Below are 26,946 nucleotides of genomic sequence, written 5' to 3'. Positions count from 1 at the left end.
ACAACCTTTTATATTTTTTAACAACTAAATTATTTAATTAATTTATAGTTTTTCATTGCATTTTTTAAAACTATAACGTCATCTTCTTCCATATCAACAAGAGGTTCTCTAAAATAAGCTTTTCCATAGCCCATAAGCTCTAAAGCTGTTTTAATAGGGATAGGGCTAACTTCACAAAATAGTGCATTATTTAGCTCTATAACAGAAAGTTGTAAATCTTTACTTTCCTCAAATTCTCCATTTAAAAATTTTTCTATAATATTATGAGTATCTTTAGGTATAATATTAGCCATTACCGATATAACACCTTTACCACCAATAGATAATATAGGTAAAATTTGATTATCATTTCCAGAATATATATAAAAATCTTTAGGACAAATGCTAGCTATCTCCACAATTTGTGATATATTACCGCTAGCTTCTTTTATACCTACAATATTATCTATCTTTGATAATTCTAAAACAGTTTTTGGTGTCATATTAAGACCTGTTCTGGATGGAACATTATAAATTATTATAGGTAGGTTTACGCTTTCTGCTAATATTTTATAATGATTTATAATACCTTTTTGAGTTGTTTTATTATAATAAGGTGTAACTATTAAAAGCCCATCTACTCCTATTTGTTCGCACCTTTTACAAAGCTCTACACTCTGTTTAGTGTTGTTACTACCTGCTCCTGCTATAACTGGTACACGCTTTGCAACCTTTTCTACACAAAATTTAATAACTTCAAAGCGTTCTTCATTTGTCAAAGTGCTAGGTTCTCCTGTTGTCCCACATACTATAATAGCATCTGTACCATTTTCTATTTGAAAATTTATAAGCTTTTCAAATGTTTGAAAATCTATTGTTTTATCTTCTTTAAAAGGAGTTACTATTGCAACACCAGACCCTGTAAAAATACTCATTTTTATCACCTCTTTTATTGGTTATCAAAACATTTCATTTTTTATAATATATTCTGCTATCTGAACAGCATTAGAAGCTGCTCCTTTTCTTATGTTATCTGCCACAACAAACATATTTATACCGCTTTCTACACTTTCGTCTCTTCTAATTCTTCCTATGTATACTTCGTCTGTTCCATTAGATATTGTAGCCAAAGGATATTCATTTTTTGTATAATCATTTAAAACTACAACACCTTGCATATTTTTTAAATCTTGTATAAGTTCTTCCATATCAAATTGGTTATAAAACTCTACATTTATAGATTCGCTATGAGAATTTTCTACAGGTACACGAACAGTAGTTGCTGTTATTTTTATGTTATCATCGTGCAATATCTTTTTAGTTTCATTTATCATTTTCATTTCTTCTTTTGTATATCCATTATCTAAGAAGTTGTCAATATGAGGTATACAGTTGTTAGCTATTGGATGTAAAAACATTTTAGGCTCATTACCTTTTAAGCCTTCTTGTAAATCTATAACACCTGCTCTACCTGCTCCAGAAACAGCTTGATAAGTAGAATATACTATTCTTTTTATTTTATATTTATCGTGTAAAGGTTTTAATGCAACAACTGCTTGTATAGTAGAACAATTAGGGTTTGCTATAATTCCTTTATTTTTAGCAATATCTTCTGGGTTTACCTCCGGTACAACTAACGGAACATCTTTATCCATTCTAAAATATGAGCTATTGTCTATAACTATACAACCTTTACTTTTTGCAATAGGAGAATATATACGGCTTGTTTCTCCTCCTGCCGAAAATAACGCTATATCTATACCTCTATCAAAAGATTCTGGCTTAAGCTCTTCTACTTCATATTCCTTACCATTAAAAGTTATTTTACTGCCCGCACTTTTCTTAGATGCAAATGCATAAAACTTATCTATAGGTAAATTTTTTTCTTCTAAAACCTTTAAGAAAGTTCTACCAACCATACCTGTAACACCAACAACAGCTAAATTAACTTTTTTCATAAACATTCTCTCCTAAAAATATAATATAAAAGACTGACTAAAAAGCCAGTCTGAAAATTTATAAAAACTAACCCAAAAAGGCTAATAAGGATACAATTGTTTTCTTCAGATAGCTCTCCGTCATAAAGACGACAGTCATACGGCTATTAACCTGCACAACCAGGTTTAAAACATTTAGGTGTTTTAAACCTTCGGCATTTTTCCCTTTTGGTATATTTCTTTTGTACCTAAATACATCTACATACTTACTAATAAAAAATGCACCTCTATCATTTTTTATATAATAACATTTTAATTTTTTTATGTCAATATATTATATTAGGTTTAAAGCATTTTATACTTATTTTTATATTTTAAAACTAAAAAAATAATTAAAATTATAATTAATATTGCAGTAAAAATAGTAGCTAGTGCTAAACATATAATTGCTATTAAAAAATAATCTATATCTTTATTTTTATTATATGAATAATTGCTATTTTGGTTACTATTTATATATGTTTCTTTATGTTTTTTACTACTTACTTTATTAATTCCAATTGTTCCATTACCAGATATTCTGATGTTAGAATTATATTTATCAAGGGTTATAATAGGTAAAACAAAAAGACCTATTATAAATAAAATACTCATAAATATTGTTATCTTTCGTTTCATAAAGCTCCTTTTTACATAGCAAATTCTATTATCTCATCTAAAAAATCAGTAAAACTTTTGTTACAAAGCATAAGTGCTTTAGGTAACAAGCTTTTATTTGTAAATCCAGGTATAGTATTTATTTCTAAAACGTATATATCATCTTCTTTTATTATAAAATCTATATTTACATAGCCTTCACATTTTAAAACATTAAACACTTTCTTTGCTACTTCTTTTATCATTGTTTGTAAAAAGTTAGGTAAATTTGAAAAATCTATGTTAGTTTCTTTATCATATTTAGCGCTATAGTCAAAAATATCACTATTTGTATTAATGTCTAATATAGATAATACATATAAACCTTCCTTGTTTTGTACTATACTACAAGTTACTTCTTTACCAGATATGAATTTTTCAATTAAAATATCATCATCTAATTTTTTTATACTTTCTATAGCTTCAAATACTTGTTCTATATTTTTAGCTATCTTTATCCCTATGCTAGACCCACCTTTATTAGGTTTTACTATAACTGGATACATTAGTTCATCTATGTCTACTTTATATAAATATGGATTTTCATCTTTTTTAATATAAACATAGTCTATAACTGGTATATTGTTAGCTTTTAATATAGTTTTGGAGATATTTTTATCCATACATATACCACTAGATAGTGCTTTACTACCTACATATTTTATATTTAATAATGATAATAACGATTGTATAGTACCATCTTCGCCCATACCACCGTGTATAAGATTTAAAACTATATGAGGTTTAAAATTTTTTATATTTTCAATTAATATATCTATATCTTTTACATCTATATCTAATATATTATATTTTTTTTTATCAATATTTTGCATAACATTTTCAAAAGATTTTAAAGATATTTCCCTTTCTAAAGAAGTTCCACCTTTTAAAATCATAAGATTCGTTTTCATTTTATCCCTCCAAAACTATAACATTTATATTTCTCTTAAAGATTTTGCTGCTTCTTTTGGTAAAACAGAGTTTACAAACATACCAGTAGAAAATTCAAACCCTGCTAAATTGCCTATCCTTGGTATAATTTGTATAAAAAAGTGATATTCATCTTCTTCTTTAAATCCATTATATACACAAATATTATAGTCTAAATTAATGTATATTAAATTTAACTTTATCAAACATTTTTTTAATATAATTCCTAGTTGTTCTAGCATTGTGTCATCTAAGTATCTAATACTTGTAATATGTTTTTTGGGTATAATATTTATTTCATAACAATATAAACAATCTTCTGGACAAAAAGCTAAAAACTCATTGTTTTCATATACTATGTTTTCATCAAAATTATTACTACAAAAATAACATTTTTTATTTTCTTTTTCATATTTATTTAATACGTCTATCATATATTTTTGTTTATTAGGCAAAATAGATAAGCCTAAAATTTGCCAATGAGAGTGAGACTGAGATGCTCCTGCATTTCTACCTTGATTTTTAAATATTTGTACATATTTAAGATTTTTATCTTTATATAAAATATTTAATATATCTTTTATAGATTTCATTAAATAAAACATATGCTCATCTGTATAATTTATTATGCTTTTTTCGTGGCTTTTTGTATCTATCAATACATAATGGACTCCATAATTTTCATTTATATCTGATATTATAGGATATTTATTATATATTAAGCGTATTTCATCATTAAAGCTTCTATATATAGGTTCAGATATCATATGTTTATTTTCTGTGCAAAATGGGCAAAACTTAATAGGTGTTGTAAGTATATCTTTTTTAATATTTTGTGGCCTTTTTACTCTATCTAGAGAAAAAATAACATATTCTCCAGTCAAAAAATTTTTTCTAATCAATTATCCACTTCCTGTTCTATATACCATTTTTCTATATTATTAAATTGGTTATAAATATTAGGTTTTTTTTCTCCATTTACAGTATAATCTGTAAGAAGTATTTGTTCTTTAAAAAATATACCTACCACTGGTAGTTGCTCTGAAAAATACTTTTGCATATTTACACACGCATTCATAAATTTTTCTTCTGAAGTTGCAATGTACATTTCGCCTATTAAAAAGTCCATTGTAGCATCTGTAAAGTTTTGGTAATTAATACCTCCTTCACCAGTTCCAGAAGACATTAAAAAGCTTTGAAAATTAGGTACTATCCCAAAGTCTATACCAGCTAAAAACATATCAAAATTACCATCTTCTAAATCTTTTTTATATTCTTCAAAAGGCTTTTTTATTATCTCAATGTTTAAGCCTACCTGATTTAACCTTTTTTGCATAAGCTCTGCTGTTTCTGTTCTTTCTTTATTTTCTTCATTTACTAATAATGTAAAATTTATCTGCTCTTTTGTTAAATTTGCTTTTCCTAAAGCCTCTATAGATTTTTGCATACTATAATCATATTTTTCTAGCTCTTTATAAGCTAAAAAAGATTTTGGATTTATAGGCGATAAAGTTTTTTGCCCATTTCCTAAATATATATTATTTATTATTTCATCTTTAGGTATAGAATAAGCTATAGCTTTTCTAAGCTCTAAATTTTTAAATATATCTTTTTCAAAATTAAATCCTAAATACTCAAAGTTATTTGTTGTTATACCTGTGCTTATCTTTTCTCTTTTATAATTTAAGTTACCCCAATCAGAAAAATCAATAGAAATACTATTTATTATATTTTTTTCAAAAGCATATAAATCTGTTTGACTATCTGATGTTATAATCACTTTTATTGTGTTTATATATGGTTTACCTTTAAAAGACGTTGTCTTTTCCAAAATAAGTTCATTTGCTAACCTATAATTAGAATATTTAAAACTTCCGTTACCTAAAGGCTTTAAGCTCTTGCTATTTTCTATATCTAAATTATTTTTATAATAATGCTTTGGTATAATAGGAAAACACAAATTATGCATAAAAAAACTATAAGGCTCTGTATAGTTTATGATAACTTGGCTCCCTTTGCTACTATATGATGCTACCTTGTTTAAAACATTTGTATATAAAGATGTAGGTGTGGCTTTTATGGTATCTAATGAAAAAACAACATCTGTGGCTGTTACTGGGCTTCCATCGTGCCAGTATATATCTGTCCTCATATTTATATATACTGTTTTACCGTCTTCAGAAATAGAATAAGAGCTAGCAAGATTAGGCGTTGGCTTTAAAGTTTCACTATCTATGCTAAAAAGTGGCTCAAACATAATTTTTAATATATTATCAACTGTTACATCTTCATTTATTAAAGGATTTAATGTTTTTGGCATACGCATAGAAAGTATAAGCTCTCCACCTTCTATTGCCACTTTTTTATTATCTTGTGGCTGGCTTTTATCTTCGTTTTTTTCTGCATTGTTAGTTTGTTTTGTATTATTTTGAGTATTTGTTTTATCATCATTTTCACAGCCTACTAAAATAATACAAATAAGCATAATTAAAAGTCTTTTGTATATTTTCATATACCCTCCAAAATATTTTATAATATATTAATTTTAAATAAAATATTATATCCTTTTTTCATTATATCTATTTTTTTTACATAATTATTTGTTTCTTTAAATGGTATGGTGTGTATATTCCCATCTTTTGTATATTTTTCATTATTAAGCCACCTATAAACATTAGTGCTACCTGCATTATAAGCACATAAAGCTAATGTTTCATCTTCAAATTTTTCTAAAAGATAACTAAGATAATAAGTGCCTAATTTTATATTTGTTTCTGGGTCATATAGCATATTTTCTGAAAATTCTTTTATATCTATTTTTTTTGCAAGCCATTCTCCTGTTTCTGGCATTATTTGCATAAGTCCTATTGCACCTTTATTAGATACTGCATTTTTATTAAACCTACTTTCTGCATTTATAACTGCAAATACAAGGCTTTTTTCTATATTGTACTTTTTTGCATATTTTTCTATTATACGTTCATATTTTATAGGTAATATATAATTTATAATACCATTTGCTAAAAATATTAATATAATAAAAAATATTATAAGTTTTAAAGCTTTTGTTATCTTTTTACCATCTAAAAAATAAACCATTGTCAAATTTCCTTTTTTAATTGTTGTTTTATAATCTGTTCAAGGTTAGCCCCTTCTTCATTAAATATAATAAAATTAGCAAATTTTTTATTTTCATCAAAACTAGTTTGGCTATTTATCCTTTTTGATAAAATATCTACTGGTAAATTGTCTCTTTTTTTTAGCCTTTTTATTCTAGTTTCTAAAGAACAGTGAACAATCCATACACTATCTACTATTTTATGTAAGTTTGTTTCTATCAAAAGAGGTGCATCTATAACTATATAATTATATTTTTTATCATTTTTTTTTATGTTTATAATATTTGTTATTTCTTTAATAATATATTTATGTGTTATATTGTTTAAATATTTAAGCTTTTCTTTTTCACTAAAAACTATCTCGCCTAGTTTTTTTCTTATTATTTGGTTATCTTCATCTAAAATGCTATTTCCAAAATAATCTATTATTTCAAAATAAGCTTCTTTTCCTTTTTCAATAACACTATGAGCTATTTTATCTGCATCTATAATATAAGCATTATATTTTGTTAAGATAGAACAGACTGTTGTTTTGCCACAGCCTGTTCCTCCTGTTAGTCCTATTATCCTTGGTCTATTTTGTGTCATACCAGTTTTCACCCTCATTTATATCTATAAGAAGTTTTACAGAGAAATTTATAGCATTTTCCATTTCATCTTTTAATATAGTTTTTATAATACTTTCTTCACCTTTATATGTTTCTATTAAAAGCTCATCATGTACTTGTAAAATTAATCTAGATTTTAGACCTTCTTTCTTTATACGGTTATATACTTTTACCATTGCTATTTTTATAATATCTGCCGCCGTACCTTGTATAGGTGTGTTCATAGCTATTCTTTGACCAACACCTCTTTGAACAAAATTTGAAGAATTTATCTCTGGTACATATCTTATTCTGTTAAACATTGTTTTAGTATATCCTGTCTCTTTTGTTTCTTCTACTGTTCTATCTAAAAATTGTTTTATTTTAGGATATTTATCAAAATAATCATTTATATATTCTTCTGCTTTACTTTTTGTTATTCCTAAGTCTTGAGATAAAGAAAAAGCTTGTTTACCATATATAAGACCAAAATTTATAGCTTTAGCCGCTCCTCTTTCAAAGCTTGTAATCTCTTCTAATGGTTTATTAAATACTTTAGAAGCTGTTATTTTATGAATATCTTGCCCTTCGTTAAAGGCTTTTATAAGATGCTCATCTTGAGATAAATGTGCTAAAACTCTAAGCTCTATTTGAGAATAGTCTGCATCTATAAATATATGCTCTTCTTCTGGTTTAAACACTTTTCTAACTTTATGTCCAAGCTCTATTCTTATAGGTATATTTTGTAAATTAGGTTCGGTGCTACTTATTCTACCTGTTGCCGTTGCAGTTTGATTAAAGTTTGAATATATTCTGCTTGTTTTTTCATCTAATACATTTAATAACCCATCTGCGTATGTGCTTTTAAGCTTTGCATATGTTCTATATACTAATATTTTAGGTATTATTTCGTGTTGGTCATATATTTTTTCTAACACATCTGCTGATGTAGACCAACCTCTTATTGTTTTTTTTCCACCTTTTAAGTTAAATTTATCAAAAATTATTTCTCCTAGCTGTTTTGATGAATTTATATTAAATTCTTCACCTGCTAACCAGTATATTTCTTTTGTAAGTTTTTCTATTTCTTCATTAAGCTCTTGTTGGTATTGTATAAGCTCTTGTTTAGATACTTTTATTCCATAAAGTTCCATACTTGCCAAAACTTCAATAAGAGGCATTTCTATATTATAAAAAAGCTCTTGTTGGTTATTTTCTTCTATTTTTTTGCTTATTATAGGCTTTGTTTCATAAGCTACATAGCTTTGTCTTACACAATAATTAAACCAATCTTTTTCATCTATATCATATATAAATTTTTTAGATTTTCTAGTACCTAAAAGTTCGTCTTTATCATCATAATTTTTGTTTAAAAATTCCTCTGCTATGTGATTATATTCATATTTATTTTTACTAGGGTTTAAAATATAAGCACCTATCATAGCATCAAATATTAAATTATTTAATTTTATATTGTTTTTATTTAAAAATATAATATCCGTTTTAGCATCTATTGTTATTTTTTTATAATCTTCTTCAAAAAATGTTTTATATATATTTAAAATTTCATTTTTTTCTATATCATTTGAAACTTTTATAAAAGTACCTACATCATTTTTAGTTGTAAAGCTTATACCAACAAATATATTGTTATCATAAATTATTTTATAAGCTATTTCTTCATCTTTGTTTAGACCATTAAAATATTCCTTAGCCTTATCTATATTTTCTATCAATTTAAACTCTAATACTTCTTCTTGTTTAGAACTTTGTTTAAATTTTAATAAAATAGTCTTTAACTCATATTTTTCACATTGTTTAAAAAATTCTTGGTTAAAAATATCTTCTGTCTTTTTTAATAAAAATTCAATAGGAACTTCTGTATCTATTGTAACTAAATATTTACTTAATAAGGCTTGTTCTTTATATTGTAAAATATTTTCTCCTGCTTTTTTAGGCTTAATATTTGGTGCATTTTCTATCGCATTTTCAACTGTTTTATATTCAGTAATGATTTTTATAGCAGTTTTTTCACCAATAGAAGGCACCCCTGGCACATTATCTGAAGTATCTCCCATAAGTGCTTTTACTTCTATAAATTCTTGTGGTGTTACACTATATTTTTCTATTACATCTTTTGCAAAATAATCTTCTATTTCTGTTTTGCCTGCTTTTGTTTTGGGAATTTTTATTTTTATATTATCTGTAGCTATTTGTAGTAAATCTCTATCTCCACTTACAATTATAGGATATATTCCTAAATGTTCGGCTTTTTTTGCAACAGTTGCTAAAACATCATCTGCTTCATAGCCTTCTTTTTCATATATAACAACATTCATTGCTTTTAAAATTTCTTTTATTAAAGGTATTTGACTTCTTAGCTCTTCTGGTGTCTTTTTTCTATTACCTTTATATTCGCTATATTTTAAATGTCTAAAAGTTGGTTTAGGCAAGTCAAAACTAACCCCTATATATGTAGGTTGTTCTTCTTCTATAAGTTTAAATAATATATTTAAAAATCCATATATAGCATTTGTATATTGCCCTTCTTTATTTGTTAAAATCGGTATTGCATAAAAAGCTCTATTCATTATGCTATGACCATCTATTAGCATTAATTTTTCCATTTTATTCTCCTTAAAAATTTTAAATATCTATGTAAAACAAATTATTGTGTTTATATTTACTTTTGTTATAAGTAATTTTAACATAAACTAAAAAATATATCCATAAATTTATAAATAAATATTTTAAACTATTAACAAGTTACATAACAAATATTTAAATTTATTAAAAACATTAAAATATAACTTTAGACAATAGATATAATTTTTGTTATACCTATTGTCTAAAGTTATATAAATTTTATTCTATCTTTATTTATTATTTATTAAGAATTTTTAATAATATACAATATACTATAAAAAGTGAAACAATAAACATTATAGGCATTATAATTAAAATATTTTTTTTAAATTTATATTCTTTATTACTTTTAATAGTATAATAAATAATTAAAATTGAAAATATTATATAATATGTAATAAGAAAATAGCTATTAATATCGATATTAAATTGTAATTTTAAAAAAGGTATTATAATTGTTATAATACTAAAAATTATTAAAATATATTTTAGTAATTTCATTTTATACCTCCTAAAAACTTATCTCAAATATAATTACTAATTTTCTACCCTATATTTTAGTGATATACCTGCTAAGTATGTATATAATCTTTATATACTTTAAATTTTTATTATTTATAAGCCGTTTTATTTACAAAGTTTTCTTAATATTCTCAATATGTTTAATTATATCATATATTTTGGTGCAAATGCTATATAATGTACATAATTCTACTTTAATAACTACTATTATTCATATTAAATATATCATTTATTTTTATATGTATTTTAGTCTATATATTTGACATTAAATTTTTTTATTTTTATCACTAAATACAGTATACAACCATTATTTTTTACACTCATAGGCTTATATTTATATATAAAAAAAGCATACGCTAATCGCGTACGCCCCTTTTAAAGTGAGTTACCCGGGGCTCGAACCCGGGACACCTGGATTAAAAGTCCAGTGCTCTACCAACTGAGCTAGTAACCCATATGCCCAGAGACGGAATCGAACCGCCGACACGAGGATTTTCAGTCCTCTGCTCTACCGACTGAGCTATCTGGGCTTGCCTTAACGACAAAGTCAATTATATATTATATTTTTAAATATGTCAATACTTTTTTGCATTTTTTTCAAAAAAATTTTTCTAGTGCTTAAAATATAAAAAAATTTGACCTTTTTATATGTTTATAATATAATAATAAATTAATAGTCAATATATGGAGGTTAGTATAAAATGGACCTTTTAGATAACCTAAAAGACATTATGTTAAATGATAATAATTTTAAAAAAGTAAAAATTATTATTTTGAAAATCATATTTGTGAAAAAACTGGTAATAATATAAAAATAAATTTAGATTTTAAACTTTCTAATGAAAATAATGATAAAATTATGAAATTTGGTATATGCCCACATTGCAAAACATTATTTTATTATTACGACTTTGAAAGTAAGTCTTTTTAACTTAGGAGGATTTTATTATGGAAAATGAAAATAATGCCTTATCTCAAACTGGCAATTTTATACATAACTATATACAAAAAGATTTAGAGGGAAATCTTAATAAAATACACACTAGATTTCCACCAGAACCAAATGGCTATCTTCATATAGGACACGCCAAAAGTATTTGTTTAAACTTTGGACTTGCAAACTATTATGGTGGAAAATGTAATCTTCGTTTTGATGACACAAACCCTGCTAAAGAAGATGATGAATTTGTACGTTCAATAAAAGAGGATATTAAATGGCTTGGGTTTGATTGGGAAGATAGACTTTATTTTGCTTCTAGCTATTTTGATAAAATGTATGATTGTGCTGTACAGCTTATAAAAAAAGGTAAAGCCTTTGTTTGTGATTTAACACCAGAACAAATTAGAGAAAAAAGAGGCTCTTTAAATAGTCCTGGTGAAGAAAGTCCTTACAGAAACCGTTCTATAGAAGAAAATTTAGAACTTTTTGAAAAAATGAAAAATGGTGAATTTAAAGACGGCGAAAAAACTTTAAGAGCAAAAATAGATATGTCTTCGCCTAATATAAATATGCGAGACCCAGTTATATATAGAATAGCTCATATTCCTCACCATAAAACAGGTGATAAATGGTGTATATATCCTATGTATGACTTTGCTCACCCTCTTGAAGATGCCTTTGAAGAAATAACTCATTCTATTTGTACAATGGAATTTGAAGACCACCGTCCTTTATATGACTGGTTTATAAACGAGCTAGACTTTAAAATAAAACCACGACAAATAGAATTTGCAAAACTTAATTTATCTAACACAATTATGGGTAAAAGATATTTAAGACAACTTGTAGAAGAAGGGAAAGTAGATGGCTGGGACGACCCTCGTCTTGTTACTTTATCTGGTATTAGAAGAAGAGGATACACGCCTGAGTCTATAAAAAACTTTTGTCAAATGGTTGGTGTGTCTAAAGCATCTAGTGTTGTAGATACGGCTCAGTTAGAATACTGTATAAGAGAAGATTTAAAAGCTAAAGTAAATGTTGTTATGGCAGTGTTAGACCCAATAAAAGTTGTTATAACAAATTATCCAGAAGACACTGAAGAAACTTTAATTATTGAAAATAACCCAGAAAATGAAGAACTAGGTAACAGAGAAGTTATGTTTTCTCGTGAGCTTTATATAGAAAGAGAAGATTTTTTAGAAGATGCACCTAAAAAGTTTTTTAGACTTTCTGTTGGTAAAGAAGTTAGGCTTAAAGGAGCTTACTTTATAATGTGTAATGAAGTTATAAAAGATGAAAATGGCCATATTATCGAGCTTAGATGTACTTATGACCCAGAAACAAAAAGTGGCTCTGGCTTTACTGGACGTAAAGTAAAAGGAACAATCCATTGGGTATCTGCAAAACACGCCGTTAAAGCTACTGTAAACTTATACGATAGCTTAGTTATGCCATCTGAAGATGAAAAAGAGCTTATAGAAAATCCTAATTCTTTAGTTACATTAAATAATGCTTATATAGAACCTTCTATTCTTTCGGCAAACAAAATGGATAGATTTCAATTTATAAGAAATGGATATTTTGTTGCAGATAATAAGTATTTTGATAAAAACAACCTTGTATTTAACAGAATTGTTTCTTTAAAAAGCTCTTTTAAACCTTGATTTTTATAATATAAATTAATAAATTTCTATTATAATTATTAAGATTTTATACTTATAAATTGTATTTATTAACTATATTACTTTTGATATAAGCATTATAAAAACAATTTTATAATGCTTATATCCCTTATTCTAAATAATTTTTAGTAAGGAAAATTATTGTTTTACATATATTTTTAACTTTATTATTATTTCTAAAATATAATTGGAGGAAATATGAAAAATAAAAGAAAAAATAAAAAACAAAAGAAAAAAAGCTTAGTTAAAAAGTTTTTTACAATAGTTTTTTCTATACTTACAATATATTTTATAGGGCTAATATGCTTTTTTGTATATGCTTTTATGACAAGTGATAATAACACTAAAACAAATAATAGTATCGTAAATAAAGTAGTAGAAAAAGTTGCACCTCAAGCTCCAGAAAGAACATTAGCTCTTATAGCTTGTACAGACGAAGGAGAAGGCAGAACAGACGGTATAATGCTTGTTGGTTATAATTCTGTAAATAATCAAATAACTTTAGTATCTATACCTAGGGACATCAAAGTTAGTATCCCTGATGATATGTGGGAAGTTATGGTACAAAACGAACCTAGCATTAAAGGGGATAACCCTTCTTTTAAAAAGATAAATGCTATACCTAACTATGGTAAAGACCGTGGTATGGAATTTTTAGAAAAATATTTAGAAGACTTACTAGACGTAGAAATAGACTATTATGTGCATTTTAACCTTAAAGGCTTTAGATATATAATAGATTCTGTTGGTGGTATAGAATTTGATGTTCCTCAAAGAATGTATTACTCTGACCCAACTCAAGATTTATATATAAATCTCAAACCTGGAGTGCAACTTTTAGATGGTAAAAAAGCTGAACAACTTTTACGTTTTAGAACATATCCTCAAGGCGATTTAAAAAGGGTAGAAGTTCATCAAGCATTTATGAAAGTATTTTTTGAGAAAATACTTAGCCTAGATTCTATTATATCTAACCCTAAAGCTTATCTTACAACATTAACCGAATATATAGATACAAACTTTACATTATCTGATGCCTTAAAATATGTAAATGAAATAAAAGAAATAGATGTTAATGCTATTCAAAATTATACTCTCCCTTGTACTCCTAAAAATATAAATGGAGTATCTTTTGTAATAGTTGATGACCAACAAGTAAAAGAGTTTGCATATGAAATGTTTAAAAAACCAACTGTAAAACCAGAGGACATTGTATATGAAGATAGCTTTGATAAATCTATTCAAGTTTTAAACGGTAGCTATACCTCAGGATTAGCTGGAAAAACTAAAGAACTTCTTCAAAATAATGGGTACATTGTAGGTAAAATAGGTGATTCTTCATCTGCTAAGTCTAAAGAAACTAAAATATATGTTAGCAAAGTTGGAGAAGGTAATGACTTACAAAAATATTTCAATAATGCTAAAATAGTGGTTAATCCACAAAAAGTATCTGAATTTGGCTATGATATAACTATTGTTTTAGGTACTGAAGATAGCATAAAAGAAGATACCAGCACTAGCACAAGTGAATAAAATCAAAACCACCCGTTAAACGTGTGGTTTGCTCAAGCCCTATAAGGGCTTTTTTCTTGTTGTAAGCCTCTAAAGAGGCACTGAATGGTCTGACAATTACATTACTATTTCTTGGCTGCCACTAAAAGTGGCTATTTTTTTGCCTACTTACTCTGTCTACCCATAAATGGGTCTATATATTCTTTTAAACTTATTTGGTCATTTGCTATATCTTCTTCTAATTGATTTTTTATGTATTCTTTTATTGCATTTTGATTTCTACCTACTGTATCTACATAATATCCTCTACACCAAAAATGCCTATTCCCATATTTATACTTTAAATTTGCGTGCCTATCAAATATCATTAAGCTACTTTTACTTTTTAAATACCCCATAAATTGTGATACACTTAAATGTGGTGGTATTTCTACTAACATATGTATATGGTCTTTACAAGCTTCTGCCTCTATTATTTTAACTCCTTTCCTTTCACACAGCATTCTTAATATTTTCCCTATATCTGCTTTTATTTTTCCATATATTTCTTGTCTCCTATATTTTGGTGCAAATACTATATGATATTTGCATCTCCATTTAGAATGTGATAAACTATTTATGTCTTTCATGACAAAACCTCCTATTATTTTATTTTTGGTTGCCAGACCAATTATATTCTATCATAGGAGGTTTTTACTTTTCTATAAGAGTTTTTACCTACCACCAGCATAGCTGGTGGTTTAATCAAGCCTATTCGGCGACAAAAAAATAGTATTAGTATATAAAGTTCATACTAATACTATTTTAAATTATGTATTTTTAATTGTTTAGAATTTAAAGTGTAATATAATTTAGACATTATATTAGTCTGATCTAGTAATGTTTAATTTACATTTTTTCCATACTAAAATACCTAAATTAATAATAGCTATACTTTCTTTTGTATAACTATAAACTTGATTTATATCATTAAATTTATTTAATACAGTTATATATGTATTAATATTTAAACCTAATGATTTTAATATCTAAGCTATCATATCCATATCTTGTCTAAATATTACACTTTTTGTTACTATTTCATAAGTAGATTTAGTTACTAAATATGGTTCATAATATGTATAAGAATTAACATCTATAAATTTATTGTTAAATTATGGTTTATTCCTAAAAGATTAATAAACATAACTGTAACAACTACAGATTTTGTTCATCCATTAGGTTCAAAGTTTCCACCTACTTCATTTATAAAATATGCAGTAGATAATTTATCAGTATAGGATTTTGCACAATGATTAGCATAAAAATATCCAAATATTTTAGCTTATCCTCCTATGCTAGGTAATTTAATAGTATCTAATGTAAGTTTTTTATTTTCTACAACTGTCTGATTAATTGTTTATTGTAGTGTTTGTGTTGTTATTTTTGTAACCCATAACACCTATATTAGCTCAACTATCATTATTATAAGTAGCTACTTGAAGATCCGCGAACCACTATCTATTGCTCCACCACAATTTGGGGTAATTAGCTTTACTGTTTATGTATTTCATTATTAACTGTTACATTATTTGAGCTAGAATTATTAACTGCATCTATAATAGTATTTTTACTTTCACTATTAGTTATAACTTTATTAAGGTTTTTAACTCCTGTAAATATATCTGATGCTACAGAAGTATTTGTTGCTATTTTACCTAAATTAGCTGTACGAACATCTGTATCAGCAAATGCTTTAGATTGTATATTTGTAACTCTAGGTAATTTAACTGTTGTTAATTTAGATGCACCTTCAAATGCACTAGCACCTACAGTTGTTACATTTTTAAATTTTAAATTTGTAATATTTTTATTCCCTTTAAATGCATTATTAGATATAGTTGTTACATTATCTATATGGTCTTTTAACTTCTCATCTGTTAATGTAGTAAGAGCTTTAGTTCCATCACCTATTTTAGTTAAAGTATAAGTTGTTTTATTTCCTTCTGATTCTATTATAAGTTTACCATTTTCAAATTTAAGCTCATTTGAATTTTTTTCTCCTCCAGGTACCGGAAGATATGTTCCTACCAATGTCATTTCATTATCATTTGATCTTTCAAACATAAATCCATCAACTAATAATTCAAAATATGAAATAGTAACACTTTTGTTATTTAAGTTTTCTTTAATTTCTTTTACCTCTTCTTTACTAGTATTGAAAGGTAATACTAAATTAATTTTTGCATTTGTTCCAAAAGCATCAGGATCTATATCTATTTTACCTTTTTCATAATTTCCTAATAAAATATTAACTGTATCTTCATTAGCTACATCAAAAGCATCTTTTTCGATTTTTGTTGGTTCAATATATACATAAGAAGGTATTATTGCACCCTTGAATATATTTGCTGGGATAATCTTTTCTTCAGAAAGTCTACTTATTATGTTAATAGTAGCTCCTTTAAAAAAGCCTTCACTTCCAAACTTAGCATTTTTTAAATCCATTTTTAAAGTAAAAATAGTTGCTCCTTCAAAAGCATTTTCCTTACTTTCAAATATTGTATTCTCTTTTTGAGGCTTAATATTTATAGATCTTATTGTAGAGTTTTTAAATGCATTTTCTTTTACTTCAAATTTTCCACTCTCTTTAGGCATAATATTTACAACACCATTACTAGTTACTACTTCTAAAGTACCTTCATCTTCTGTTGCAACATTACTTATATTATCTATTTCATGTACTTTATTAAGATTTTCACTTTCAGCCTCTAAGATAGCACTTGCTTCTTCTGCATAAACACTTCCACTCATAGCTACAGTACTACCTAAAAGAGCTATACAAACTGCCATAGCTTTAATAGTTTTTTTAGATAAATTTTTCTTCATTATCTTTACCTCCTTAAATATTGTTTACATATACTTTATAAATAAAGTTTACAATAATATAATACACCTATTATATTATTTTGTCAATATTTATATCATACTAATTTACTAAAATTTTATTTTTATGTTGATACTAATCATATAAAAATAAAAAAGCCTAATTAATTAGGCTTTTTTATTTTTTATATATTATTTATTAATTGAAAGTAAAGTATCATATAATTTAGACATTATAGTAGCCATTTCTGCTCTAGTAACAGGAGCAGTAGGGTTTAATTTACCGTTATTTCCAGATATAATACCTGAGTTAACTAATATAACTACACTTTCTTTTGCATAAGATGATATTTCATTTGAATCGTTAAATTTATTTAATACACTTGCATCTGCATTAACATCTAAATCTAATGATTTTAATATTTGTGCTATCATAACCATTGTATCTTGTCTAGATATTATACTTTCTGGTTTAAACATACCGTTAGACCCATTTACTATACCATACGTAGATGCAGTTCCTACATATGGTGCATAATATGCAGAAGGATTAACATCTGTAAATTTATTGTTAGCTTGTGGTTGTAATCCTAAAAGATTAACAAGCATAACTGTAACATCTGCACGTTTTGTTTGACCATTAGGATTAAAGTTTCCATTTGAACCGTTTATAATACCTGCTTTAGATAATTTATCAATATGAGCTTTTGCCCAATGATTAGCAGAAACATCTCCAAATGCTTTAGCTTCACCTTCTACACTAGGTAATTTAATAATATCTAATGTAAGTTTTTTATCTTCTACAACTGTTTGATTATTTTCTGTGTTTGTATTGTTTTCTGTCGTATTATTATTGTTAGTAACACCTATGTTAGCTCCACTACCATTATCATAAGAGCCTGTTGAGCTTGAACCTGAACCATCTGTTGAAACACCACCACTTGGGTTGCTTGGTTTTACTGTTTCTGTATTATTACCATTAGCAACTGTTACATTATTTGAGCTGGAATTATTAACTGCTGATATAATAGTATTTTTACTTTCACTATTAGTTTCAACTTTATCAAGGTTTTTAACTCCTGTAAATATATCTGATGCTACAGAAGTGCTTGTTGCTTCTTTACCTAAATTAGCTGTACGAACATCAGTATCTGCAAATGCTTTAGATTCTATGTTTGTAACTTTAGGTAATTCAACAGTTGTTACTTTAGATGCACCTTCAAATGCACTAGCTCCTACAGTTGTAACATTTTTAAAGTTTACATTTGTAATGTTTGTATTTCCTTTAAATGCATTATCTGCTATAGTTGTTACATTATCTGTATGGCCTTTTAAAGCTTCATCTGTTAAAGTGGTTATAGGATTAGTTCCGTTACCTATTTGTGTTAATTTATATTCTTTGTTTTCATAGTTTAATGTTCCGTTATTAAATGAAGCTACCTCTCTTCTAGCTCTTGCAACTGGTTGAAAATCTACTAATGTAACTTCATTATCTTTATTACCTACTTCAAAAATATACCCATCAACAATAGCTTTTTGATTTGAAATTTTAACATTTTTATTTGTTAAATGATTTTTAAGTGCCTCTATATCTTCTTGAGAAGTATTAAAAGGTACTACTAAATTAATTGGTGCTCCGTTTTCATCTCCAAAAGCATTAGCATCTATTGTAACTGTATTTTTTTCATAAGTTGGTAAGTAAATATTAACTGTTTCTGTATTAGCTACATCAAATGCATCTTTTTCAATTTTTGTTACTTTTTCAAGAAATATATCAGATGGTACTGTTACACCTTTTAATAAAGCAGTTGGTATAATAGATTCTTTAGAGATATTACCTAAATTTTTGATAGTTGCTCCTCTAAAGAAACCTTTGTCTTCAAACTTAACATTATCAAATTCTATATTAATATTTTCAATAATTGCATTTTTAAATGCATCATCTACACTTTTAAACATTCTATCTTTTGTTTGAGATTTAATATTTAACTGATATACTTTAGAATTTTCAAAAGCACTTTTTCTAACATTAAATTCATTGTTGAATTTAGGCATAATATTTACAATACCGTTAATAGTTGCTCCTTTTAAATTCCCTTCTTTAAAATAGTCTTGAACAGTACGTATTAATTCAACTTCTTCAGTTTCTTCACTACCTATTGTTGCATTTTTATATAATTCTTTTATATCTGTATCACTAACTGCTATTTTTAATTCTTTTCCTATTGTAACATTTTCAAACTCATTGTTTTGTAATTTATGTGTTTTAGGTAATGGTTTTTCATTTTTATAAGTAATTAATGAACCATCAACCATAACCCCTTTATTATTTTCATCACCTTTAAAAGGTTGTTTAGATAAATCAATACTACCTTCTTTGTTTGTTTTATCTTTTATACTTGAAAAATCTAAATTGCCTTTTACATGTGCATTTTGGAAAGCTTTCTCACCTATTTTAAAATCTTTATCAACAATTATTTCTGGGAATACTAAATCACCCTCTACTGTAACACCATTAAAAGCATTTGCTCCTATTTCTGTAGCATCACTTGTAAGAACTGTTGATATATCGTTAGCCTTAATAGTTGTAGCAGTAGTACTATTTCCAGATAAATTGTTTGTTCCATCACCTATTTTAGTTATTTTAAACGAATAAGTTTTTGTTTCTCCATCAAGTACTTTTACTCTAATAGTTTTTGAGTCTAAAGTTCCTTGAAAAATATTATTTTCTGCTTTATCTGATACTGTATTATCTATAGAAACAAGATCTACAGTCCCTGCATAGCTTGTGCTATCCCCTACTACATCAGAAACTCCATTATTGTCTGGTGTAATTACTTTAAAAGTATAATTTACCCCTTCTTGTGTTGTAACATTAATTATATCATTTTCCTTAGGTGCTGGTGCTACATTTACAACATCCTCTTCTCCATCTTCATTAACAGCTGGTAATTCTTCTGCATAAGCAGTTGTACTCATAGTAGCTGTACTCCCCATAGTAACAGCCATACTAATAGCCATAGCTTTAATAATTTTACTTGAAATATTTTTTTTCATTATTTCAACCTCCATAAAAAATAAATATTAACTTCTCATATACAATTCATTTTATCATAAGTATGTTTATATAATATACCCTGTATAGTATTTTGTCAATGAGTAAAATATTACGTATTTGTTACAATTTTCTTTATTAATAACTTTAATTTTTTTAATATATTAATTATACTAAAATCCCAAAATTTGTAAATTAAATTACTTAAAGTTTATTATAATATAAATATTAATTTAAACTATTTTATACATTTTTTATATAATAATTAATTTATAAATATTAACCTTAAAAGTTTTATAAAAAATATGATTTTAAATAATTTTTATATTTTTTAATTTAATTAAATATTTTTAATAAATTTTTATTTTTAATTTGAATACAAAATTTTATATGCTACATCAAAAAAATAATCTTGCTATTTTCTTGAAATATTATATACTTTATCTACATTCTCAAATATAAAAAATCCTATTTATTTAAAATAAATAGGATTTTTTATATTTGTTTTTAGCTTTAATTATTATAAAAGGTTTTTTATTTAGAATAATATATAAATTTTCCATAAATTAAGAGGTTTGGCATATTTATTAAAATTTATCATTCTTCTAACTCGTTAGTGTTTGCTAACTATCTATATGTTAGCATATACTAACACTTTTGTCAATAAATTTTTTAAATTTTTTTATAAAAATTTTTAAAATAATAAATATCCTTTTTCTATACTTTCATCTATTATGCTTAAAACGTATTGTTTTAGCCTTTCATCTGCCTCTTCAAATATTATATTCCCTTTTTGTAAAATAGTTTCTTTTTTTATATTATATTTTTTCCATGTGCCACCTTCTGTTAAATAGTTTAATATAATAGGTTGAATTCGGTCTAGTATACCACAAAATATAGCCTCATTTGTTTTCTTTTCTTCAAATTCTTGCCACAAGGCTTTTATTTCCTCCCCTTGTTGTTGTGGTAAAATAGAATATATTTTTTTAGCAGCCTCTTTTTCTCTTTTTTCTTTTGTTTTTATCATTTCTTCATCATACAAAAAAGTGTCTCCTGCATATATTTCTATTATATCGTGTATTAAAGCCATTTTTATAACCTTTAATATATCTGTACCCTTTGGTGCATATTCTTCTAATATTATTGCATACATAGCCATATGCCAAGAATGCTCTGCATCATTTTCATTTCTAGATTTATCATATATTAAAGTTTGTCTAAATACATTTTTTAATTTTTCTATCTCTATTAAAAAAGACATTTGTTTTTTTAACTTTTCCATTACTATCTCCTATATTTACATTAAAACTTATAAAAAGGTTGATTTTATAAAAACTAAAAGCTCTTTAAAAACCAACCTTTTACATAATATAAATTATTTATTTAAAATATTTTTAACTTTATCACATACATTTTGTGCTGTAAATCCATATTTTTCAAATAATTGTGCAAATGGTGCCGATTCGCCAAAATTATCCATAGATAGTATTTCTCCATCTATTCCTATATATTTATGCCAACCAAAAGAGCTACCAGCCTCTACACCTACTCTTTTAGTAATATTTTTAGGTAAAACGCTTTCTTTATATTCGTTGTCTTGTTCTTCAAATATTTCAAAACTAGGCATACTTACTACTCTTACATTTATGCCTTCTTTTGCTAAAATTTCACTAGCCTCTACAGATATTCCAACTTCAGAGCCTGTAGCTATAATAATAGCCTCTGGTGTTTGACAGTCTTTCACAATATATCCACCTTTAAGTGCTTTTTTAGCATCTCCTACTGGTTTTGTGTTTTGTCTTGTAAAAATTAATCCTGTTGGACTTTCTTTTCTTTTAATAGCAAGATACCACGCTGCCGCAGTTTCGTTAGTATCACAAGGTCTAATAACTGTATAATTTGGTATACTTCTAAGTCCTGCTAAATGTTCTATTGGTTGATGCGTTGGTCCGTCTTCTCCAACTCCTATACTATCGTGTGTAAATATGCTAACTACACCTAAGTTCATAAGAGCTGATAACCTAAGACCTGGTTTCATATAATCAGTAAATACAAAGAAACCTGCTATATATGGTCTAAGTCCACCATGAAGATAAATTCCGTTTGCAATAGCTGTCATAGCGTGTTCACGTATTCCAAAATGTATATTATCGCCTTCTGGTGTTTCTTTAGAATATTCTCCTCTACCTTTCATAACAGATTTATTAGACGGAGATAAATCGGCAGACCCACCAAACATATTTGGCATAACTTTAGCTAATTTATTTAAAACTATTTCAGATGATAATCTTGTAGCTGTTTCTTCTGTATAGCTCCAAAAGCTTTCATCATTTTCTATATCTTTTAAGAAATCATCTGCATACCATTTTTCATATTCTTCATATAATTGGCTATAATCTTTTTTATAGTTTTCTAAAAGTTCATTCCACTCTTTTTCATAGCCTTCTAAAGTATTTTGAATATTTTGCATAGTAGATTTAACTTCTTCATCTACATAAAAATCTTCATCTTTTAGGCCTAAATATTCTCTCATAGCTTTTATTTCATCTTTGCCTAAAGGCTCGCCGTGTGCTGATGCTTTACCAGCCTTATTAGGAGCACCATATCCTATAACTGTTTTTATTTCTATTAAAGAAGGCTTGTCAGATTTTTTAGCATTTTCTATTGCTTTTGATATTGCTTCTATATCATTTCCATCATTTACAACTTGTGTATCAAATCCACAAGCTTCAAATCTTTTACAAACATCTTCTCTAAATGCAATATTTGTGTTTCCTTCTATTGTTATGTTGTTGCTATCATATAATATAATTAATTTATTAAGACCTAATGTGCCTGCTAAAGATATTGCCTCATAAGCTACCCCTTCCATAAGACAACCGTCACCACAAAGCGCATATGTATAATGGTCTACTATGTTATAACCTTCTTTATTAAATTTGCTAGCAAGGTGATTTTCTGCCATAGCCATACCAACTGCATTTGCTATACCTTGTCCTAAAGGTCCTGTTGTAACCTCTACCCCTACTGTATGTTTATATTCTGGGTGTCCTGGTGTTTTAGAATCTAATTGTCTAAATTGTTTTAAATCGTCTAAAGACAATCCATATCCAAAAATATGTAATAAGGAATATAAAAGAGCAGACCCATGCCCTGCAGATAGTATAAATCTATCTCTATTTCTCCAGTTTGGATTTTTAGGGTTATGTTTTAAATGTTTAGCCCAAAGAGTATATGCTGTTGGTGCTGACCCAAGTGCAATACCAGGATGACCTGAATTTGCTTTTTGAATAGCATCTACGCTAAGGCTTCTAATAGTATTTATAACTTGTATATCTTTATCTATCATTTTTAAGTCCTCCTAATTATATTATTTATTTTAGTTTATCATAAAAAATATTCCTTGTCGATAGGTTAAAATGTATTAAAATATTTTAATATTATATTAACTATAATACACAAAATATTAGATTGAAGACAAAATATTTTAGGCTAATTTTTTCATTTTTATGATTTGCATAAAAAATTTATGCAGGCATAAACATTCTAATCATAAGACATGACTTTGCCTCAAATTATGTAAAAAGCTAAATTTCTAAAAACTTTAACCCTTGTATGAATAAATATACTTTTTCATACATTGCATCAAAATATTTTAATATTTTTTACCTATTCATAATCATTTTTTATATTAATATAATAAAATATAATATGATAAATTATATTAATTTTAACTTTTTTATTATATTAAATGTTTATTTTTTAAATATTATAAAAATATATTGACATTTTTTATAATATTTCATATACTTTAATATAAATAAGAACAAAGGCGTTCAAAACACTTAGGTGTTTTACGCCTTTTTTAGTATAAAATAATATTTTAGGTTTTATGGGAGGTAGTTATGGCAAAATATAACAAAGAAGATATTAAAAGAATTATTAAAGAAAATGATGTAAAATTTATTAGGCTACAATTTACAGATGTTTTGGGAAAATTTAAAAATGTTGCTGTTACCTCATCTCAAATAGACAAAATATTAGATGATGGTATGATGTTTGACGGTTCGTCTATAGAAGGTTTTGCTAGAATAGAAGAATCCGATATGTATCTTAAGCCAGATTTAGACACTTTTGTTATATTCCCTTGGCGTCCTCAAACGGGAAAAGTTGCTCGTTTTATATGTGATGTTTATAAACCAGATGGAACTCCTTTTGAGGGTTGCCCTCGATATATATTAAAGAAAACTTTAGAAGAAGCTAAAGCTATGGGCTATGATTTTAACGTTGGTAACGAGCTTGAATTTTTCTTATTTAAAGTTGATGAAAATGGTAACCCTACTACAGAAACAAATGATAGAGCTGGTTATTTTGATTTAGCTCCAATAGATAGTGGCTCCAATGCACGTAGAGATATTTGTTTAACATTGGAAGAAATGGGATTTGAAATAGAAGCCTCTCATCACGAGGTAGCCTCTGGCCAACACGAAATAGACTTTAAATATGACAGTGCTTTAGCTACGGCAGACAATGTAACAACATTTAGAATGGTTGTAAAAACTATTGCTCAAAAATATGGTTTACACGCTACTTTTATGCCAAAGCCTATTTATGGTATAGCTGGTTCTGGTATGCACACTAATATGAGCTTGTTTAAAAATGGTAAAAATGCTTTTTATGACCCACAAGATAAACTAGGCCTTAGTAAAGATGCTTATAGCTTTATAGCAGGCGTTTTAGCCCACGTTAAAGGTATTACTGCTATTACAAACCCTCTTGTAAATTCTTATAAAAGGCTTGTACCTGGATATGAAGCACCTTGTTATATAGCTTGGAGTGCATCTAACAGAACAGATATTATTAGAATACCAGCTAGTAGAGGTGTAGGAACAAGAATAGAGCTTAGAAGCCCAGACCCTACTACAAACCCTTATCTTTGCTTAGCCCTTTGTTTAGCTGCTGGTCTTGATGGTATAAAAAGAGGACTAAAATGTCCAGACAGTGTAGATGAAAACCTATTTAAAATGAGTAAGGAAGAACGTCAAGCAAGAGGTATAGAAAACTTACCAGAAACATTAAGCGAAGCTTTATATTATATGAAACAAGATACAATGGTTAAAGAAGTTTTAGGCAAGCATGCTTATAAATCTTACAGAGCTTGTAAGAAAAAAGAATGGGAAGCCTATAAAACATATGTTTCTAACTGGGAACTTGAACAATATATGACTATATATTAAAAATTGTAAATAAAATTTACTTTCCTTTTAAATGCTAAAATTTTATTTTTTACAAAAGATAAAGCTAAATCAAAGTTTTATAATACAAAAAGCTAATTTTTTCTCACAAGGGTAAAAAGCTATAAAAATCTAACTATTAAGCCAACTAAAAAGATAGTATTAGTTTAAAATTTAAGTACTAATACTATCTTTTAGTTTATGTATTAAAATTTTATTATTTTTTATTATTTTGATTATTTAATATACTATTTATTGTAATATTCATTTTTTCACGCATTTCATCTTCTTGTAAAAATATAGTTGTTAACACATCTATAATATATAATGTGGAAAATTGTGTATTAACAAAAGAATTTTTTGTTAATAAGTTGGGATTAGGTACAATAATAAAAAAGTCCGAATTTTCCGATAATGTACTCGTAGGAAAACTAGTAATAGATGCTACAAAACACTTATTTTTCTTTGCTAGCTTAACAGCATTTATTACATCTAATGTTTCACCAGATGAAGAAAGCGCTATAACCAAATCATTTTCATTTAAAATAGAACTATTTATAATCATAAGGTGAGAATCTGTAATGGCTTGGCAATGAAAGCCCATTCTAATAAGCCTAAGCATAAACTCTATGCCAGTTAAACCAGAACTACCAACACCATAAATATATATTCTTTTTGCACTTTTTATTTTATCGTATAATACCTCTAAATCTTTTAAATTAACTAAATCTTTACTAATATTAAGAATATCTTTATAAAATGAATATACTTTATTTAAAGGGTCATTTATTGTAGATATAGAAGGTGATGTTAAATTTATAGAACTAAGTTTTATTTTTAAATTAACAAAACTTTGACAATCTAATTTTTGACAAAATCTAGTTACTGTAGCTGTAGATACATTACAATTTTGAGCAAAAACAGTAATATTCATATTTTCAATATATTTTACATTTTCTAATATATAATCTGCTATTTTTTGTTCTTTTATAGAAAATTCTAAATATTTTAATTGTATTAATTCTAAAATATTCATTTGTCATCCTACTTTCATCATTTGTATAAAAATATTATATCATAATTACCATAAAATTCAAGTATATAAAAACTTTAAACATATATTTTTTATGCATCTTGCATATTTTATTTTATAAAAATATATTTAAGGCTTATATAATTTGTATTATATGTATATTTTTTATAATTACATATTCTTCTGTTATTAAAACTATATAATTTTTA

18 protein-coding genes, 2 tRNA genes and 1 riboswitch are annotated in these 26,946 nt (G+C 26.4%); of the genes, 3 read left to right on the top strand and 17 right to left on the bottom strand.

Annotation, left to right across the window (positions count from 1 at the left end; genetic code table 11):
* Nucleotides 1-29: 29 nt before the first annotated feature.
* From dapA to NBW53_RS00825, 11 genes are all read right to left on the bottom strand, one after another.
* Nucleotides 30-914 carry a 4-hydroxy-tetrahydrodipicolinate synthase gene (gene dapA, locus NBW53_RS00875; protein WP_330651624.1) on the bottom strand — a complete coding sequence of 295 codons (885 nt, stop codon included), beginning with the start codon at nucleotides 912-914 and terminating at the stop codon, nucleotides 30-32.
* Nucleotides 915-938: 24 nt separating this feature from the next.
* Nucleotides 939-1,937: an aspartate-semialdehyde dehydrogenase gene (locus tag NBW53_RS00870; RefSeq protein WP_250278243.1), complete on the bottom strand. Its 999-nt coding sequence runs from the start codon at nucleotides 1,935-1,937 to the stop codon at nucleotides 939-941.
* Between the two features lie 102 nt (nucleotides 1,938-2,039).
* A riboswitch (Lysine riboswitch) is annotated at nucleotides 2,040-2,214 on the bottom strand.
* Nucleotides 2,215-2,261: 47 nt separating this feature from the next.
* The gene (locus tag NBW53_RS00865) at nucleotides 2,262-2,570 is read right to left on the bottom strand and encodes a hypothetical protein (protein WP_250278242.1); all 309 of its coding nucleotides are present in this window, start codon (nucleotides 2,568-2,570) and stop codon (nucleotides 2,262-2,264) included.
* Nucleotides 2,571-2,605: 35 nt separating this feature from the next.
* Nucleotides 2,606-3,523 carry a D-alanine--D-alanine ligase family protein gene (locus NBW53_RS00860; protein WP_250278241.1) on the bottom strand — a complete coding sequence of 306 codons (918 nt, stop codon included), beginning with the start codon at nucleotides 3,521-3,523 and terminating at the stop codon, nucleotides 2,606-2,608.
* 24 nt (nucleotides 3,524-3,547) lie between these two features.
* Nucleotides 3,548-4,444: a galactose-1-phosphate uridylyltransferase gene (locus tag NBW53_RS00855; protein WP_250278240.1), complete on the bottom strand. Its 897-nt coding sequence runs from the start codon at nucleotides 4,442-4,444 to the stop codon at nucleotides 3,548-3,550.
* Nucleotides 4,441-6,054: an ABC transporter substrate-binding protein gene (locus NBW53_RS00850; protein ID WP_250278239.1), complete on the bottom strand. Its 1,614-nt coding sequence runs from the start codon at nucleotides 6,052-6,054 to the stop codon at nucleotides 4,441-4,443. Before NBW53_RS00850 ends, NBW53_RS00855 begins: the two co-directional genes overlap by 4 nt.
* A 17-nt stretch (nucleotides 6,055-6,071) precedes the next feature.
* Nucleotides 6,072-6,641 carry a lytic transglycosylase domain-containing protein gene (locus NBW53_RS00845; RefSeq protein ID WP_250278238.1) on the bottom strand — a complete coding sequence of 190 codons (570 nt, stop codon included), beginning with the start codon at nucleotides 6,639-6,641 and terminating at the stop codon, nucleotides 6,072-6,074.
* Between the two features lie 2 nt (nucleotides 6,642-6,643).
* Nucleotides 6,644-7,249 carry a dephospho-CoA kinase gene (gene coaE, locus NBW53_RS00840; protein WP_250278237.1) on the bottom strand — a complete coding sequence of 202 codons (606 nt, stop codon included), beginning with the start codon at nucleotides 7,247-7,249 and terminating at the stop codon, nucleotides 6,644-6,646.
* Entirely contained in the window at nucleotides 7,236-9,875 is a 2,640-nt protein-coding gene (gene polA / locus NBW53_RS00835; RefSeq protein WP_250278236.1) for a DNA polymerase I, read from the bottom strand. Before polA ends, coaE begins: the two co-directional genes overlap by 14 nt.
* Before the next feature lie 922 nt (nucleotides 9,876-10,797).
* A tRNA-Lys gene (locus NBW53_RS00830) sits at nucleotides 10,798-10,870 on the bottom strand.
* Nucleotides 10,871-10,873: 3 nt separating this feature from the next.
* Nucleotides 10,874-10,946 (bottom strand) — tRNA-Phe (locus NBW53_RS00825).
* A gap of 418 nt (nucleotides 10,947-11,364) precedes the next feature.
* On the opposite strand from NBW53_RS00825, the gene NBW53_RS00820 reads away from it, so the two are divergent.
* Both NBW53_RS00820 and NBW53_RS00815 read left to right on the top strand, forming a co-directional pair.
* Nucleotides 11,365-13,020: a glutamine--tRNA ligase/YqeY domain fusion protein gene (locus NBW53_RS00820; RefSeq protein WP_250278235.1), complete on the top strand. Its 1,656-nt coding sequence runs from the start codon at nucleotides 11,365-11,367 to the stop codon at nucleotides 13,018-13,020.
* A 216-nt stretch (nucleotides 13,021-13,236) separates the two neighbouring features.
* Nucleotides 13,237-14,571 (top strand): LCP family protein, encoded by a 1,335-nt coding sequence (locus tag NBW53_RS00815; protein WP_250278234.1) that lies wholly within the window; start codon nucleotides 13,237-13,239, stop codon nucleotides 14,569-14,571.
* A 143-nt stretch (nucleotides 14,572-14,714) separates the two neighbouring features.
* On the opposite strand, the gene tnpA is transcribed toward NBW53_RS00815, so the two are convergent.
* The 5 genes from tnpA to tkt all read right to left on the bottom strand — a co-directional run bounded on the left by tnpA (nucleotide 14,715) and on the right by tkt (nucleotide 23,819).
* Nucleotides 14,715-15,179, bottom strand: a complete 465-nt coding sequence (gene tnpA, locus NBW53_RS00810; protein WP_250278233.1) for an IS200/IS605 family transposase — start codon at nucleotides 15,177-15,179, stop codon at nucleotides 14,715-14,717.
* A 904-nt stretch (nucleotides 15,180-16,083) separates the two neighbouring features.
* Nucleotides 16,084-17,418, bottom strand: a complete 1,335-nt coding sequence (locus NBW53_RS00805) for a leucine-rich repeat protein (RefSeq protein WP_250278232.1) — start codon at nucleotides 17,416-17,418, stop codon at nucleotides 16,084-16,086.
* A gap of 189 nt (nucleotides 17,419-17,607) precedes the next feature.
* Nucleotides 17,608-20,472, bottom strand: a complete 2,865-nt coding sequence (locus NBW53_RS00800; RefSeq protein ID WP_250278231.1) for an S-layer homology domain-containing protein — start codon at nucleotides 20,470-20,472, stop codon at nucleotides 17,608-17,610.
* 692 nt (nucleotides 20,473-21,164) lie between these two features.
* Entirely contained in the window at nucleotides 21,165-21,752 is a 588-nt protein-coding gene (locus tag NBW53_RS00795; protein ID WP_250278230.1) for an HD domain-containing protein, read from the bottom strand.
* Between the two features lie 93 nt (nucleotides 21,753-21,845).
* Nucleotides 21,846-23,819: a transketolase gene (gene tkt / locus NBW53_RS00790; RefSeq protein ID WP_250278229.1), complete on the bottom strand. Its 1,974-nt coding sequence runs from the start codon at nucleotides 23,817-23,819 to the stop codon at nucleotides 21,846-21,848.
* Nucleotides 23,820-24,375: 556 nt separating this feature from the next.
* Here tkt and glnA point away from each other — a divergent pair.
* The gene (glnA, locus tag NBW53_RS00785; RefSeq protein WP_250278228.1) at nucleotides 24,376-25,707 is read left to right on the top strand and encodes a type I glutamate--ammonia ligase; all 1,332 of its coding nucleotides are present in this window, start codon (nucleotides 24,376-24,378) and stop codon (nucleotides 25,705-25,707) included.
* A 214-nt stretch (nucleotides 25,708-25,921) separates the two neighbouring features.
* Here glnA and NBW53_RS00780 read toward each other — a convergent pair whose 3' ends face one another.
* On the bottom strand, nucleotides 25,922-26,740 hold the full coding sequence (locus tag NBW53_RS00780; RefSeq protein ID WP_250278227.1) for a MurR/RpiR family transcriptional regulator: 819 nt from the start codon (nucleotides 26,738-26,740) through the stop codon (nucleotides 25,922-25,924).
* Nucleotides 26,741-26,946 lie beyond the last annotated feature (206 nt).

Origin of the sequence: [Clostridium] colinum, from assembly GCF_940677205.1 — a bacterium.
Classification (GTDB): domain Bacteria; phylum Bacillota; class Clostridia; order Lachnospirales; family CAG-274; genus Tyzzerella; species Tyzzerella colina.
This window is presented reverse-complemented; position numbering and strand designations above follow the sequence as displayed.

Excerpts from the sequence above, each read along its gene's own strand:
- dapA (WP_330651624.1), bottom strand. The coding sequence starts at position 914 with ATGAGTATTTTTACAGGGTCTGGTGTTGCAATAGTAACTCCTTTTAAA.
- NBW53_RS00850 (WP_250278239.1), bottom strand. The coding sequence starts at position 6,054 with ATGAAAATATACAAAAGACTTTTAATTATGCTTATTTGTATTATTTTA.
- NBW53_RS00780 (WP_250278227.1), bottom strand. The coding sequence starts at position 26,740 with ATGAATATTTTAGAATTAATACAATTAAAATATTTAGAATTTTCTATA.
- NBW53_RS00820 (WP_250278235.1), top strand. The coding sequence starts at position 11,365 with ATGGAAAATGAAAATAATGCCTTATCTCAAACTGGCAATTTTATACAT.
- glnA (WP_250278228.1), top strand. The coding sequence starts at position 24,376 with ATGGCAAAATATAACAAAGAAGATATTAAAAGAATTATTAAAGAAAAT.
- NBW53_RS00795 (WP_250278230.1), bottom strand. The coding sequence starts at position 21,752 with ATGGAAAAGTTAAAAAAACAAATGTCTTTTTTAATAGAGATAGAAAAA.
- NBW53_RS00860 (WP_250278241.1), bottom strand. The coding sequence starts at position 3,523 with ATGAAAACGAATCTTATGATTTTAAAAGGTGGAACTTCTTTAGAAAGG.
- tkt (WP_250278229.1), bottom strand. The coding sequence starts at position 23,819 with ATGATAGATAAAGATATACAAGTTATAAATACTATTAGAAGCCTTAGC.
- polA (WP_250278236.1), bottom strand. The coding sequence starts at position 9,875 with ATGGAAAAATTAATGCTAATAGATGGTCATAGCATAATGAATAGAGCT.
- NBW53_RS00805 (WP_250278232.1), bottom strand. The coding sequence starts at position 17,418 with ATGAAGAAAAATTTATCTAAAAAAACTATTAAAGCTATGGCAGTTTGT.
- NBW53_RS00815 (WP_250278234.1), top strand. The coding sequence starts at position 13,237 with ATGAAAAATAAAAGAAAAAATAAAAAACAAAAGAAAAAAAGCTTAGTT.
- coaE (WP_250278237.1), bottom strand. The coding sequence starts at position 7,249 with ATGACACAAAATAGACCAAGGATAATAGGACTAACAGGAGGAACAGGC.
- tnpA (WP_250278233.1), bottom strand. The coding sequence starts at position 15,179 with ATGAAAGACATAAATAGTTTATCACATTCTAAATGGAGATGCAAATAT.
- NBW53_RS00865 (WP_250278242.1), bottom strand. The coding sequence starts at position 2,570 with ATGAGTATTTTATTTATAATAGGTCTTTTTGTTTTACCTATTATAACC.
- NBW53_RS00870 (WP_250278243.1), bottom strand. The coding sequence starts at position 1,937 with ATGAAAAAAGTTAATTTAGCTGTTGTTGGTGTTACAGGTATGGTTGGT.
- NBW53_RS00845 (WP_250278238.1), bottom strand. The coding sequence starts at position 6,641 with ATGGTTTATTTTTTAGATGGTAAAAAGATAACAAAAGCTTTAAAACTT.
- NBW53_RS00800 (WP_250278231.1), bottom strand. The coding sequence starts at position 20,472 with ATGAAAAAAAATATTTCAAGTAAAATTATTAAAGCTATGGCTATTAGT.